13 protein-coding genes are annotated in these 12,624 nt (G+C 71.8%); 3 read left to right on the plus strand and 10 right to left on the minus strand.

Annotated elements, in window-relative coordinates; all coding sequences use genetic code 11:
• Nucleotides 1-10 precede the first annotated feature (10 nt).
• From Q1N79_RS19600 to gap, 5 genes are all read right to left on the minus strand, one after another.
• Nucleotides 11-346 carry an RNA polymerase-binding protein RbpA gene (locus Q1N79_RS19600; RefSeq protein ID WP_300610964.1) on the minus strand — a complete coding sequence of 112 codons (336 nt, stop codon included), beginning with the start codon at nt 344-346 and terminating at the stop codon, nt 11-13.
• Nucleotides 347-432: 86 nt separating this feature from the next.
• On the minus strand, nt 433-663 hold the full coding sequence (gene secG / locus Q1N79_RS19605) for a preprotein translocase subunit SecG (RefSeq protein ID WP_300610966.1): 231 nt from the start codon (nt 661-663) through the stop codon (nt 433-435).
• A gap of 41 nt (nt 664-704) precedes the next feature.
• Entirely contained in the window at nt 705-1,496 is a 792-nt protein-coding gene (gene tpiA / locus Q1N79_RS19610) for a triose-phosphate isomerase (RefSeq protein ID WP_300610968.1), read from the minus strand.
• A complete protein-coding gene (gene pgk / locus Q1N79_RS19615) occupies nt 1,493-2,704 on the minus strand; it encodes a phosphoglycerate kinase (RefSeq protein ID WP_300610969.1) in 1,212 nt (403 codons plus the stop codon). Before pgk ends, tpiA begins: the two co-directional genes overlap by 4 nt.
• 6 nt (nt 2,705-2,710) lie before the next feature.
• Entirely contained in the window at nt 2,711-3,724 is a 1,014-nt protein-coding gene (gene gap, locus Q1N79_RS19620) for a type I glyceraldehyde-3-phosphate dehydrogenase (RefSeq protein ID WP_300610971.1), read from the minus strand.
• Between the two features lie 316 nt (nt 3,725-4,040).
• Here gap and fdhD point away from each other — a divergent pair, with 316 nt between their 5' ends.
• The 3 genes from fdhD (at nt 4,041) to Q1N79_RS19635 (ending at nt 7,031) form a co-directional block, all read left to right on the plus strand.
• The gene (gene fdhD, locus Q1N79_RS19625) at nt 4,041-4,856 is read left to right on the plus strand and encodes a formate dehydrogenase accessory sulfurtransferase FdhD (RefSeq protein ID WP_300610973.1); all 816 of its coding nucleotides are present in this window, start codon (nt 4,041-4,043) and stop codon (nt 4,854-4,856) included.
• Nucleotides 4,853-6,139: a molybdopterin molybdotransferase MoeA gene (locus tag Q1N79_RS19630; RefSeq protein ID WP_300610976.1), complete on the plus strand. Its 1,287-nt coding sequence runs from the start codon at nt 4,853-4,855 to the stop codon at nt 6,137-6,139. The genes fdhD and Q1N79_RS19630 overlap by 4 nt, the downstream gene beginning before the upstream one ends.
• 172 nt (nt 6,140-6,311) lie before the next feature.
• Nucleotides 6,312-7,031 carry a PIG-L family deacetylase gene (locus tag Q1N79_RS19635; protein WP_300610978.1) on the plus strand — a complete coding sequence of 240 codons (720 nt, stop codon included), beginning with the start codon at nt 6,312-6,314 and terminating at the stop codon, nt 7,029-7,031.
• Here Q1N79_RS19635 and Q1N79_RS19640 read toward each other — a convergent pair.
• The 5 genes from Q1N79_RS19640 to Q1N79_RS19660 all read right to left on the minus strand — a co-directional run.
• Entirely contained in the window at nt 7,012-8,352 is a 1,341-nt protein-coding gene (locus tag Q1N79_RS19640) for a HAMP domain-containing sensor histidine kinase (RefSeq protein ID WP_300610980.1), read from the minus strand. The genes Q1N79_RS19635 and Q1N79_RS19640 overlap by 20 nt on opposite strands.
• Nucleotides 8,345-9,043 (minus strand): response regulator transcription factor, encoded by a 699-nt coding sequence (locus Q1N79_RS19645; RefSeq protein ID WP_300610982.1) that lies wholly within the window; start codon nt 9,041-9,043, stop codon nt 8,345-8,347. The genes Q1N79_RS19640 and Q1N79_RS19645 overlap by 8 nt, the downstream gene beginning before the upstream one ends.
• Nucleotides 9,044-9,336: 293 nt before the next feature.
• Nucleotides 9,337-10,311 carry an aldo/keto reductase gene (locus tag Q1N79_RS19650; RefSeq protein WP_300610984.1) on the minus strand — a complete coding sequence of 325 codons (975 nt, stop codon included), beginning with the start codon at nt 10,309-10,311 and terminating at the stop codon, nt 9,337-9,339.
• Between the two features lie 29 nt (nt 10,312-10,340).
• On the minus strand, nt 10,341-11,957 hold the full coding sequence (locus Q1N79_RS19655; protein WP_367185112.1) for a family 2A encapsulin nanocompartment cargo protein cysteine desulfurase: 1,617 nt from the start codon (nt 11,955-11,957) through the stop codon (nt 10,341-10,343).
• Nucleotides 11,958-11,964: 7 nt separating this feature from the next.
• A partial coding sequence (locus tag Q1N79_RS19660) for a family 2A encapsulin nanocompartment shell protein (RefSeq protein ID WP_300610986.1) occupies nt 11,965-12,624 on the minus strand: 660 nt, incomplete at its 5' end.

A 12,624-nucleotide genomic window follows, 5' to 3' on the forward strand; every position in this document is an offset into this window, starting at 1 on the left:
TGTCGCCGGTTCAGACGCCGCTGCGCAGGCGCTGCAGGGCCTCGGCGAGGATCGCCTCGCCGTCGGCGTCGCTGCGGCGCTCCTTCACGTAGGCCAGGTGCGTCTTGTACGGCTCGACACGGGGCGGGGCCGGCGGGTTGAGCTGGTCCTGGCCGGCCGGGAAGCCGCACCGCGGGCACTCCCACACGTCGGGGATGGCAGCGTCGGACGCGAAGCTCGGCTTGGTCTCGTGTCCGTTCGAGCACCAGAACGCCACCCATACCCGAGGCGCGGCCTCGCCGCGCTCCGCCTCGCCCATCGGGCCGGCGCCTACCCTGCTTCCGCGTATCGCGTTGCCACTACTCACAGACCACCCCTTGTCACGGGAAATCGTCGTCGCTGGCTTAGCACCACTTAACTGGATCTGCCAGATCTGCCGCAGATACATATCTGTTAGTGAGTGATGAGCCAGGCTAGAGCAACGATGCAGACGAACCACAAGACACCGAAGAAGATGGTGATTCGGTCCAGGTTCCGCTCCACCACCGAAGACGAGCCGAGAGTCGAGGAGACCCCGCCGCCGAACAGGTCGGACAGGCCGCCGCCCTTGCCCTTGTGCAGGAGAACGAGTACGACCATCACGAGGCTCGTGATGATCAGGATCACCGATAGCGCGATCTCCATGTCTCCATTCACTTCCCTGTTGGCGGAAGCCAGCCGGCCTGCTAGCGGCCCGCCGCCAGCTCACGATACCGGCAGATCGAGGTGAACTGACCGGCGTCCAGGCTGGCGCCGCCCACGAGCACGCCGTCCACGTCCGGCTGCGCCATGATAGGGGCGATGTTATCGTCCTTGACGGACCCGCCATACAGGATACGCGCACCCAGGGCCGTCCCGGGGCCGTGGATCGCGGTAAGCCGTTCCCTGATGGCCGCGCACATCTGCTGGGCGTCGCCGGGGCTGGCGACCTCGCCGGTGCCGATCGCCCACACCGGCTCGTAGGCGATCACCATGGACGCCACCGCGTCGGCGGGCACCTTGGCCAGCGACCCGTCGAGCTGCCCGAGCACGAACGGCACGTGCCCGCCGGCCTTGCGCACCCCGATGTTCTCTCCCACGCACAGGATCGGCGTGATCGAGACCGCCAGGGCCGCGCGGACCTTGGCGTTCACGAGCGCGTCGTCCTCGTGGTGGTGTTGCCGCCGCTCGGAGTGCCCGGCGAGCACATAGGAACAGCCGAGCTTGGCGAGCATCGGCCCGGAGATGTCCCCCGTGTAGGCGCCCCTGGGATACGGCGACAGGTCCTGGGCGCCGTACCCGATCCGCAGCCTGTCGCCGTCGACCAGCGTCTGCACGCTGCGCAGGTCGGTGAACGGCGGCAGGACGACCACCTCGACGAAGGTGAAGTCCTTCGGTGCCAGCGAGAAGGCCAGCTTCTGCACCAGGGCGATCGCCTCGAGGTGATTGCAGTTCATCTTCCAGTTGCCCGCGATCAGCGGGAGTTTGTTGTCGCTCACGACTCCAGTGCTACCAGACCGGGCAGCGTCTTCCCCTCCAGGTACTCAAGCGACGCGCCGCCGCCCGTGGAGATGTGCCCGAAGGCGTCCTCCGCCAGGCCGAACGACCGCACGGCCGCCGCCGAGTCGCCGCCGCCGACCACGGTGAGCCCGTCGACCTTCGTGATCGCCTCGGCGATCGCGCGGGTGCCGGCGGCGAACGCCGGGAACTCGAACACGCCCACCGGCCCGTTCCAGAACACGGTCCGCGCGTCGATCAGCTTCGCGGCGAACAGCGCGCGGGTGTCCGGCCCCATGTCCATGCCCTCCCGGTCCGCCGGGATCGCGTCCGCGGGAACGACGACCGACTGCGCGTCAGGGGCGAAGTGCGTCGCCGCCACGATGTCGGTCGGCAGCACGATCTCGACCCCGCGGCGCTTCGCCTCCGCGAGCACCCCGCGCACCGGCTCGATCTGGTCGGCCTCGAGCAGGGAATGCCCGACCTCGTACCCGAGCGCCGCGAGGAACGTGTACCCCATTCCGCCGCCGATCAGCACCCGGTCGGCCAGGTCGAGCAGGTTGCCGATCACGCCGAGCTTGTCCGAGACCTTGGACCCGCCGAGCACGACCACGTACGGACGGGCCGGGGACTGCGTCAGCCGCCGCAGCACGGCCACCTCCGCGACCACCAGATCGCCGGCCGCGTGCGGCAGCAGCAGCGGCAGGTCGTAGACGGACGCGTGCTTGCGGTGCACCGCCCCGAACCCGTCACCCACGTAGACGTCGCCGAAGGTGGCGAGCTCGGCAGCGAGCCGGGATCGCCGCGAATCATCCTGAGCGGTCTCCGCGGGCTCGAACCTGACGTTCTCAAGCAGCGCGACGCCGCCGTCGTCCAGCCCCTCGACAGTCGCCACCGCCGACGGGCCGACCAGGTCGGTCGCGAACGCCACCGGCTTGCCGAGCAGCTCGCCGAGCCGGGACGCCACCGGGGCAAGCGACGGGCCGCCGGCCGCGCGGGTCGCGAAGTCGTCGCCCTTCGGGCGGCCAAGATGCGCGAGGATCACCACGCGCGCGCCGCGGTCCGCGAGCTTGCGGATGACCGGCAGGCTGGCCCGGATCCGCAGGTCGTCGGTGATCGCGCCGCTGCCCTTCAGGTCCAGCGGCACGTTCAGGTCCGACCGCAGCAGCACCCGCCGTCCGGCGACCTCGATGTCGTCAACAGAGCGCATGACCACCTACCCCAGACGGGACGCGACGAGCGCGGTGAGGTCGGCGAGCCGGCAGGAGTAGCCCCACTCGTTGTCGTACCAGCCGAAGACCTTCACCTGGTTGCCGTACGCCATCGTGATCGACGCGTCGAACGTGCACGAGGCCGGGGAGCCGATGATGTCTGAGGACACGATCGGGTCCTCGGTGTAGGAGAGGATGCCCTTGAGGTCACCCTCGGCGGCGGCCCTGAACGCGGCGTTGACCTCGTCCTTGGTCGCCTCGCGGCCGAGTTCGACCACCAGGTCGGTGATCGACCCGGTGATCACGGGGACGCGCAGCGAATACCCGTCAAGCTTGCCCTTGAGCTCGGGGATCACCAGGGCGGTCGCCTTGGCGGCGCCCGTGGAGGTGGGCACGATGTTCTGCGCCGCCGCGCGCGCCCGGCGCAGGTCCTTGTGCGGCCCGTCCTGCAGCATCTGGTCCTGCGTGTAGGCGTGCACCGTGGTCATCAGGCCCTTGACGATGCCGAAGTTCTCCAGCAGCACCTTCGCCATCGGCGCCACGCAGTTCGTGGTGCACGATGCGTTGGAGACGATGTCGTGGCGCGCGGGGTCGTACCTGTCGTCGTTGACCCCCATCACGATCGTGATGTCCTCGTCCTTGGCCGGAGCCGAGATGATCACCTTCTTGGCGCCGCCCTCGATGTGCGCCGCGGCCTGCTTGCCGTTGGTGAACCGCCCGGTCGACTCGACGACGACGTCGACCCCCAGGTCGGCCCAGGGAAGGAGGGCGGGGTCGCGCTCGGCGAGGATCTGTATCGACTTGTCGCCGACAACGATCGTGTCTCCTGAGACGCGCACCGGCTCCGTCAGGTTGCCCATGACGGTGTCGTACTTGAGCAGGTGCGCCATCGTCGCGACGTCGCCCAGGTCGTTGGCTGCGACGATCTCGATCCCGCGGTCGGTACCCGTGGTGTTCACGGCCTTCCAGAAGTTCCGGCCGATGCGCCCGAACCCGTTGATTCCCACTCGAATGCTCACAGCACCAAATCTCCTCACCGTTGCCGTTCGTGACTAGAGTCCAACGTCCCCGGGCGCTTGTCACTCCCCCTCGGTAATTATCGAACACGAGGACAGCGCTCAAGGTTCCCGGGGGCAGGCATCGCGCGGCACCTATGGTCTAGACCATATAAAGATCAAGGGCTTCGGATCAAGGCACGGAACGGTCCGTGGCGACCGTCGCGACCTCCGCCGATCGTGTTCGCCGGGCACGCGGCGTTACGCTGATCTGTGACGGAAACGTCGAAAGGGCGGAGCATTGTCCGGGCGTACGGCACGACGGCGCGTGGTGCGGCTGATGCTGCCCGGCGACGGCCAGGCCGGTCCCGGACGGGCCGACCCGCGCGCGGACCTGCTGGCCGCCGAGGAACCGCTCGGGATCCGGGTGGACGGCGCGGCGCTGACGATGACGATGCGCACCCCCGGCGACGACATCGAGCTCGCGGCGGGGTTCCTGGTGAGCGAGGCCATCGTCCGCTCCCCCGCCGACATCGCCGAGATCAAGCTCTGCGACGGCACCTCGTGCGGCCACGGCGACCACGACGGACTCGGCAACATCGCCGACGTGAAACTCACCGCGGGCGTCAGCGTGCCCGCCGGTGCCCGCCGTAACTTCATGACGACCAGCGCGTGCGGCATCTGCGGCAAGACCAGCATCGAGGACATCTGCGTGCTGCCGCACGCGCCGCTGGCCGCGGACGAGACCCGGTTCGACCCCGTGGTGCTTGCCGCGCTGCCTGACCGGCTGCGCGAGGCGCAGCGGGTGTTCTCCCGCACCGGCGGGCTGCACGCGGCCGGCCTGTTCAGCGCCGCCGGCGACCTCATCGCGGTGCGCGAGGACGTGGGCAGGCACAACGCCGTCGACAAGATCGTCGGCTGGGCGCTGCTGAACGACAGGCTGCCGCTGGCCGGCTGCGTGCTGCTGGTCAGCGGCCGGGCCTCCTTCGAACTGGTCCAGAAGGCCGTGCTGGCCGGGATACCGCTGCTGGCCGCCGTCTCCGCGCCCTCGTCGCTGGCCGCCGACCTCGCCGAAGAGGCGGGCCTCACGCTCGTCGGGTTCCTGCGCGGCCTGTCGATGAACGTCTACACCGGCACGCACCGGCTGTCGGCATGAGCGGCCCGGCCCCCGATAGCGCGGCCGGGGACGCGTCCGGTGCCGACGGCGACGGCGCGGGCAGGCCGAGCCCGCGGCTGGCCTACGCGCAGTGGATGGACGCGTGCGCGCGGGCAGGCTGGCTGGACGCGCCGGTCGTCGAGCAGGTGCCTGCCACCGCGGCACTCGGCCGGGTGACGGCCGCCCCGGTGCACGCGCGCTGGCCGTCGCCCCGGTCGGACTGCGCCGCCATGGACGGCATCGCGGTCGCCGCCGCTTCCCTCGGCGCCGCCGGCGCCGCCGCCGAGGTGGCCTTGCCGGCCTCGGCGTTCCAGTGGATCGACACCGGCGACCCGTTGCCGCCGGGCACCGACACGGTGGTCGAGCGCGAGCGGGTCCTGCCCGGCGATGACGGCGGCGTCCGCATCACGGGCGGCGCAGGCCCGGTGCGGCGCGGGCGCCATGTCCGCACGACCGGCGAGGATTTCCTGGCGGGCCAGGTCCTCGTCCCGGCAGGCCGCCGGCTCCGGCCAGGTGACCTCGCCGTCGCGGTGGCGGCCGGACACGCCGCGCTGGCCGTGGCCAGGCAGCCGGTGGTCGCGATCATCCCGACCGGAGACGAGATCAGGCCCGCCGGGTCCACGATCCGGCCAGGTGAGATCATCGACAGCAACTCCCTCATGCTCGCGTCCCGGTGCCGCCAGGTGGGCGCGCTGCCGGCGGTGAGCGACGTGCAGCCGGACGACCCGGACACGCTGGCCGCCGAGATCCGGCGCTCGGCCCTGGCCGCCGACCTGGTCCTCGTCATCGCCGGCTCAAGCCGCGGCCGCGGCGATCACACCGCCGCGGTGCTCGCCGACGTTGGCGGCCTGGCCGTGGCAGGCGCCGCGGTCCGGCCCGGTCACCCGGTGCTGCTCGGCCACGTCAAGCTTGGCCGTCCGCGGGCGCACCAGCCGGCCGGAGCCGCTCCTGTCATCGGGCTGCCCGGCTACCCGCTGGCCGCCGCGGTGATCTTCGAGGTGTTCGCCCGCCCGGTGATCGCCGCCATCCAGGGCTGGGAGCCGACCGAGCGCACGCAGCGGGTGACGCTGGACCGTGACTGGACGTCCGCGCCCGGCGTCGAGGACTGGGTGCCGGTCACCCTGACGTGGGGTCAGGACGGCACCCTGGCGACGCCGGGCAGGCGCGGCGCGGGCTCGACGAGCCAGCTCGCCCGGGCCGACGCCTGGTGGCCGATACCCATCGGGCGCGGCCACTTCACCCGCGGCAGCGTCATCGAGGTGCTTGCGATCTGGGGTGCTTGATAGCGAGATCAGCCCGCCCCCGTTAGGCGGGGCAGCGCCAGCAGTTCCATCTGGTCTCCACAACCACTGCACATCAGTCTCACGCGTCTCGGCGACAGTGAACGTAGCCGGCCGTTTGCTCTCCCCGGGGCAAGCGGCTGGCGTCCCGCTACCCGAACCGAAGGAGCACCTGATGACCACTGCGACAGCCGCCACCTCGCTGCGGGTGGCCGCAACCGCTGCCGCTTCGCTCACGCTGCCCGCCGCCGCCAGCGTGCTGGCCGTGACGGCCCGGCCCGGCCAGGAGTCGGCGGAACTGGGCGGGCTGCTGTACGCGTTCCGCCGGGCCGGCGCCAGCCTGAGCCTGCTGTGCCTGACCCGCGGCGAGGCCGCCGCGCACAATTCGGCCAGCGCCCGGCTCGTCGCCATCCGGCCCTGGGAAGTGCAGCTGGCCGCCGCGGTGCTGGGCATCGGCGAGCTCACGGTCGCCAATTACCCCGACGGGAAGCTCGCCGAGCAGCCGGCGGCCGAACTCGGCGACCGGATCAGGCGCGCGATCCGCCAGCACTCCGCGGACCTGCTGGTTGTCACCGCCCCCGAGGCGGGCGACGGCGACGACATCGCGGTCGCCCGCGCCGCCGCCGCGGCCGCCGCGCAGCTGGGCGTGCCGCTGCTTGCCCGCACCCGGCCGGGCACTCCCGGCGCCTGGGCGATCGACCTCGGCGCCGACGCCGCCACCGCGCGCGCGATCCAGAAGTCCGCCGCGGCAGCGCACTCCAGCCAGTCGCAGGCTTTGCCCGCGCTCATGCGCCGCCTGGACGCACTCGACGGCAGGGAGCCGCTGCGCTGGCTGCTGTTCCCGCAGCCAGGGCCGCGACAGCGCGAGCGGGCGGTCACGCGTGCGGCATGGTGAGCGTCATCGTGGTGCCGCGGCCTGCCGTGCTCGCCGCGGTGAGCCGGCCGCCGTGCGCCCTGGCCAGCTCCGCGGCGACCGCGAGGCCGATGCCACTGCCTGAGGCCTGCGCGGCGCCCTGCCCGCGCCAGAACCTGTCGAAGATGCGGGGCAGGTCGTCGGCCGGGATGCCGATCCCGGTGTCGGCGACCTCCAGCACGGCGTCGGCTCCCGCCAGCCCGGCACGGACGCTGACCCGGCCGCCGGCCGGCGTGAACTTCAGCGCGTTGGTCAGGAGGTTGGTGACGACCTGATGCAGCCAGCGCGGGTCGGCGAGCACCGGCACGGGTGACAGCTGCCTGTCCAGCTCGATGTCGGCGGCCTCGAACCGGCGGGCGAGGCTGTCGGCCGCCGTGGCGGCGATGTCCGCCAGGTCGCAGCGGCGCCGCGCCAGGTGCAGGGCGGCGGCGTCGGCGGCGGCAAGCGTCTGCAGGTCATCGACCATTCGCGCTAGCCGCAGCACCTCATCGCGCAACGAGGACAGCTCGTCGGGGGTTGGCTCGGCGACACCGTCGAGCAGGGCCTCATGGCCCGCCTGGAGCACCGCGATCGGCGTCCGCAGCTCGTGCGCGACGCCTGCCACCATGTCGCGGCGGATCCGGTCCTCCCGGTCCAGCGTGTCCGCCATCTGGTCAAAGGCCGCCGCCAGCTCACCGAGTTCCCCGGGTGCGCGGACATCGCCTGCCCGCGCGGCCCGGTCACCGCCGGCCATCGACCTCGTCGCGGCGATGAGCCGCTCGACCGGACGGGCGATCCGCCGGGCGACCGTGAGGCCGGCCGCCAGTGCCAGCAGCGCCGCCACCCCGGCCGCGCCCGCGATGGCCTGCAGCAGCGCGGTCCGCAGGGCGCCGTCCGCGCCGCCGAGCCCGGCGCCGCTGAACCGCGCGAGAACCGTGCCAACGCGCTGGTCCCTGACCACGACCGGTGCGCTGGCCAGCGGTCCCGCCGCGGCGGCGAAACCGGGCGTGCCGGCCACCGTGCCGCCCCCTGCGTCGCGGACCTGCAGGTCCACGCCGGTGCGCTCGGCCAGGTCGAGGACCGGGAACAGGTCGGCGGAGGCCCAGTTGCCGTTTTTGTCCCAGGCCGCGCCCGCGGCCAGCGAGATCGCGCCGGCCAGCTCGCTGCGCTGCCGGCCGGCGAGCGATGAGACGTCGGCGGCGGCGAAGACGGCCGCCAGCACGGCAAGCAGCGCGATCGCGGCGAGCGCCACGGCGAGGAAGGCCAGCGCGAGCCGCAGCCCGAGCTTGTCGCCACGCGGCGCGGCGGGCGCGCTGTCAGTCATCGCGGGCCAGGCCCAGCCGGTAGCCGCCGCCGAGGACGGTCTTGATGATGCGCGGACTGCCCGGCTCGTCCTCGATCTTCCTGCGCAGGTTCTTCACGTGCGAGTCGATCGTCCGCTCGTAGCCTTCGAACTCATACCCGCGGACCCGGTTGATCAGCTCGAACCGTGAGTACACCCGGCCAGGGACCGTCGCCAGCGCCACGAGCACCCCCCATTCGGTCGGGGTGAGCTCGGCCTGCGCGCCGCGAACGGTCACGGCGCGGCGCGGCTCATCGATGACAAGCTCGCCTCCGCCGTAGCTGGCGACCTCGGGGCGGCCCCCGGCGGCCGGCTCGCCCCGGCGCAGGATCGCCTGCACCCGCAGGACCAGTTCCCTGGGGCTGAACGGCTTGGTCACGTAGTCATCGGCGCCGAGCTCGAGCCCCCGGACCCGGTCTTCCTCGCCGCTCTTGGCGGTCAGCATCAGGATGCGCGGGGCCGGCTGGGCGGTGGCCGCGCGGAGCTCGCGCGCGACAGTCTCCCCGGGCACATCGGGCAGGCCGAGATCCAGGACCACCAGCTCCGGCGCGGCGGCGGCCGCCATGGTGATCGCCTCGGCGCCTGAGCCGGTCGACAGCACGGTGAACCCGGCGTTCTGCAGGTACGTCCTGATGAAGTCGCGGAGCTTGCGCTCGTCCTCAACCACTAGCACCGTCGCGCCCATCGCGCCGTTCACCCGCCTTTCCGAGCCTCCATACCGTCACCATCACACCTGCACCGGGCCGGCACCGACGTCGGGTGTCCTGGCAGTGAGGCAGCACCGGCAGCATAGGACAGCGCTGATGACCGCAAGCGAACTGGTCGTGGCGGCACCCTGGATCGCCTTCGGGATCGCTGTGCTGGTCTTGTACATCCGGCTGCGCCGCCCGCGCAAATGACCGCCAACCGAACAGCCGCGCGGGCAGCCGCTGGGGCTGGCCCTCTGCACGCGGGAAATGGGACGGGTTAGCCCCTGCGCAGCCGGGCGCGGACCAGGCCGGGCAGCGCGGCTGGCCCGGTAACCGGCTGGAAGCGGGCGGCCGCGTCGGACAGCTCGCGGAATTCGGTGTCGGCCAGGTCGATCTCGGCGGCGGCGACGTTGCTCTCCAGCTGCGCGACGCTGGACGCGCCGGGGATCGCCACCACGGCCGGGCTCCGGATCGCCCAGGCGAGCGCCACCTGCGCCGGCGTGACGCCGTGCGCCTCGGCGACATCCCGCAGCACGCCGAACAGCCCGGCGGCCCGCTCCAGGTTGACCGGCAGGAAATACGGGTTGACCGACCGGACGCGGTCCTTCGGCGGGCTGTCGGGACCGTACCGGCCGGACAGGAACCCCTGGGCCAGCGGGCTGTAGGCGATCACGACGTGACCGGTCTGTTCCGCGTACGGGATCAGGTCGTCGGCGGGTCCCCTGACGACGAGGCTGTACTGCACCTGATTGCTGAGCACGCGGCTGCCGAGCGCGCGCTCGGCAGCCTTCCAGCGGTCGAGCGAGTAGTTGCTCACGCCGACCTCGCCGACCAGGCCGATCCGCTGCAGCGCTCGCATGCCGCGCATGGTCACGGTATCGGGGGCCACCGGGTTCGGCTGGTGCACCTGGTACAGGTCGATTCTGCTGACCCCGGCGCGGTTCGCGCTGGCTACCGCCCGCTGCTCGACGACCGGCGGCAGCGGCGCGACCGGGAGGATCTTCGTCGCGAGAAACACCTGGTCGCGGTGCCCGCTGATGGCTCGGCCGAGGATCCGCTCGCTGCGGCCGAGCCCGTAGATCTCGGCGGTGTCGAACAGCGTCACGCCGAGCTCGAGCGCGCGGTGCACGATGGCCTGCGCCTCGCGCTCGGCGTACAGTGTGCCGTACCCCCATTGCCTGGACCCGAACTGCCAGGTGCCCAGTCCGATCTTGGAGAGCTTCGGTGCGGTGTCGACCGCTAGGTAGCGCACGTGCCCATTATCCCCAGCCGCGGGCCCGGTTACCGCGTGCGCTGGCCGGCCAGCCGGTGCAAGGCGGCCGCCAGCTGGTCGACCTCGGCGTACGTGTTGTACAGCGCGAGCGCGGCGCGCACGGTTGCCTCGAGCCCGAAGCGCCGCAGGACCGGCTGCGCGCAGTGATGGCCGGCGCGCACGGCGATGCCCTCGCAGTCCAGCGCCGACCCCACCTCCTCCGGGCGGTACCCGTCGAGGACGAACGAGAGGATGCCCGCCTTGCCGGGCGCCGTGCCGACCATGCGCAGGCCGGGGACGGCCTCAAGCGCCCGCGTCGCGTAACCGAGCAGGTCGTGCTCGTAGCCGGCGATGCTCTCGCGGCCGATCCGCTCCACGTACGCCAGGGCCGCGCCGAGGCCGACCGCGTCCGCGATCGAGGCGGTGCCCGCCTCGAACCGGGTGGGCGGCGGCTGGTACACCGTGCGCTCGAAGGTGACGTTCCTGATCATGTTTCCGCCGCCCTGCCACGGGGGCATCGAGTCGAGCACGTCGGGCTTGCCGTACAGCGCGCCGATGCCGGTCGGCCCGAACACCTTGTGCCCGGAGAAGACGTAGAAGTCCGTGTCGAGCTCCCGCACGTCGACCGGCATGTGCGAGACCGCCTGCGCCCCGTCGACCAGCACGGCCGCGCCCGCATCGTGCGCGGCGGCGATGATCTCACCCAGCGGGAGGACCGTGCCCAGGGCGTTCGACACGTGCGCGACCGCCACCAGGCGGGTACGCGGCGATAGCAGGTTGCGGTACTCGTCGAGGATGACCTGGCCGCTGTCATCGACGGGTATGACGCGCAGCGTGGCGCCCCGTTCGCGCGCGAGCAGCTGCCACGGCACGATGTTCGCGTGGTGCTCCAGGTGCGACAACACGATCTCGTCGCCGGACCCGACGTACTCGCGGCCCCAGCTTTGCGCGACGAGGTTGATCGCCTCGGTCGTGCCGCGCACGAAGACGATGTCCTCCGCCGCGGGGGCGCCCAGGAAGCGCGCCACGGTGTCCCGCGCGTCCTCGTAGGCCTGCGTCGCCCGCGCCGCGAGCTCGTGCGCGGCGCGGTGAATGTTCGAGTTCTCGTGAGCGTAGAAGCGGGCAAGGCGGTCGATCACCTCCCGCGGCTTCTGGGTGGTCGCGGCATTGTCCAGCCAGACCAGCTGGTGACCGTTGACAGTCTCGGCGAGGATCGGGAAGTCGCGCCGGACCGCCTCGACGTCGAATGACGTCCGGCTCGGCCACCGGGTGGCCGGCGCCGCGGGCTGGCCGGCCTGCAGCGGGTCGAGGAAGTAGAACTCCTGGGCGCGCAGCGGGGCATAGGGATCGCTCAGCGCGTCGCCGAGCCCGGCCGGGACGGTCGGCGCGAGCGCCATGGTTTGCCAGCCTGGCGCGGCCTCGTGGCGCGGGGCCGCGTGCACCGTGATCGGGGACTCCTCAAGCGAGTCCGGGATGTTGGTCAGCACGGTCGCCGCCGGTGAGGCGAGCGTCTCCGACGGCGCCGGCCCGGCGGAACCGCCCCGGCCGCCGAGGCCGGCCGCCTCCCCTGGCAAGGCGGCGAAGAGCTCATTGGCCAGCCGGGTCAGGCTCGCCTCATCGGGCAGCCCGTTGAGATTGTCGTTCATGCCGGTGTCACAGGTAGCTGAAGCCGTAGTTGTGGAACTTGCCGACCTCGACATCGTCGATGACCCCAAGGGCGTCGTCGGTCAGGACGGCGAGCGAGCAGTACAGCGAGACGAGGTAGGACGCGATGGCGTTGCGCGAGATGCCCATGAAGCGGACGGAAAGCCCCATGCTCTGCTGACCGGTGAGGTCCGGCTGATAGAGGCCGACGACCCCCTGGCGCTCTTCGCCGACCCGCAGCAGCAGGATCTTCGTCCTCCCGTCCTCAAGGGGAACCTTGTCCGACGGGATCAGCGGTATGCCCCGCCAGGTGATGAACTGCGACCCGAACAGGCTCACGGTCGCCGGCGGAACCCCGCGCCTGGTGCATTCGCGGCCGAACGCGGCGATCCCCTTGGGATGGGTGAGGAAGAACGCCGGCTGCTTCCATACCCGCGTGATCAGCTCGTCGAGATCGTCAGGCGTCGGGGCGCCGGTCCCTGTCCTGATGCGCTGATCGCCCGCGACGTTCGCCAGCATGCCGTACTCGGCGTTGTTGATCAGCTCGGACTCCTGGCGCTCCTTGACGATTTCGATCGTCAGCCGCAGCTGCTCCTTGATCTGGTCGTAGGGGCTGCTGTACAGGTCGGAGACCCGGGTGTGGACGTCGACGACCGTCGTTACCGCGTT

Source organism: Trebonia sp. (assembly GCF_030042015.1).
GTDB lineage: Bacteria > Actinomycetota > Actinomycetes > Streptosporangiales > Streptosporangiaceae > Trebonia.

Bases quoted from the DNA above. Each gene is read 5' to 3' on its own strand.
- secG (WP_300610966.1), bottom strand. From the start codon at position 663: ATGGAGATCGCGCTATCGGTGATCCTGATCATCACGAGCCTCGTGATG.
- pgk (WP_300610969.1), bottom strand. From the start codon at position 2,704: ATGCGCTCTGTTGACGACATCGAGGTCGCCGGACGGCGGGTGCTGCTG.
- fdhD (WP_300610973.1), top strand. From the start codon at position 4,041: ATGCTGCCCGGCGACGGCCAGGCCGGTCCCGGACGGGCCGACCCGCGC.
- Q1N79_RS19630 (WP_300610976.1), top strand. From the start codon at position 4,853: ATGAGCGGCCCGGCCCCCGATAGCGCGGCCGGGGACGCGTCCGGTGCC.
- Q1N79_RS19635 (WP_300610978.1), top strand. From the start codon at position 6,312: ATGACCACTGCGACAGCCGCCACCTCGCTGCGGGTGGCCGCAACCGCT.
- Q1N79_RS19640 (WP_300610980.1), bottom strand. From the start codon at position 8,352: ATGACTGACAGCGCGCCCGCCGCGCCGCGTGGCGACAAGCTCGGGCTG.
- Q1N79_RS19655 (WP_367185112.1), bottom strand. From the start codon at position 11,957: ATGAACGACAATCTCAACGGGCTGCCCGATGAGGCGAGCCTGACCCGG.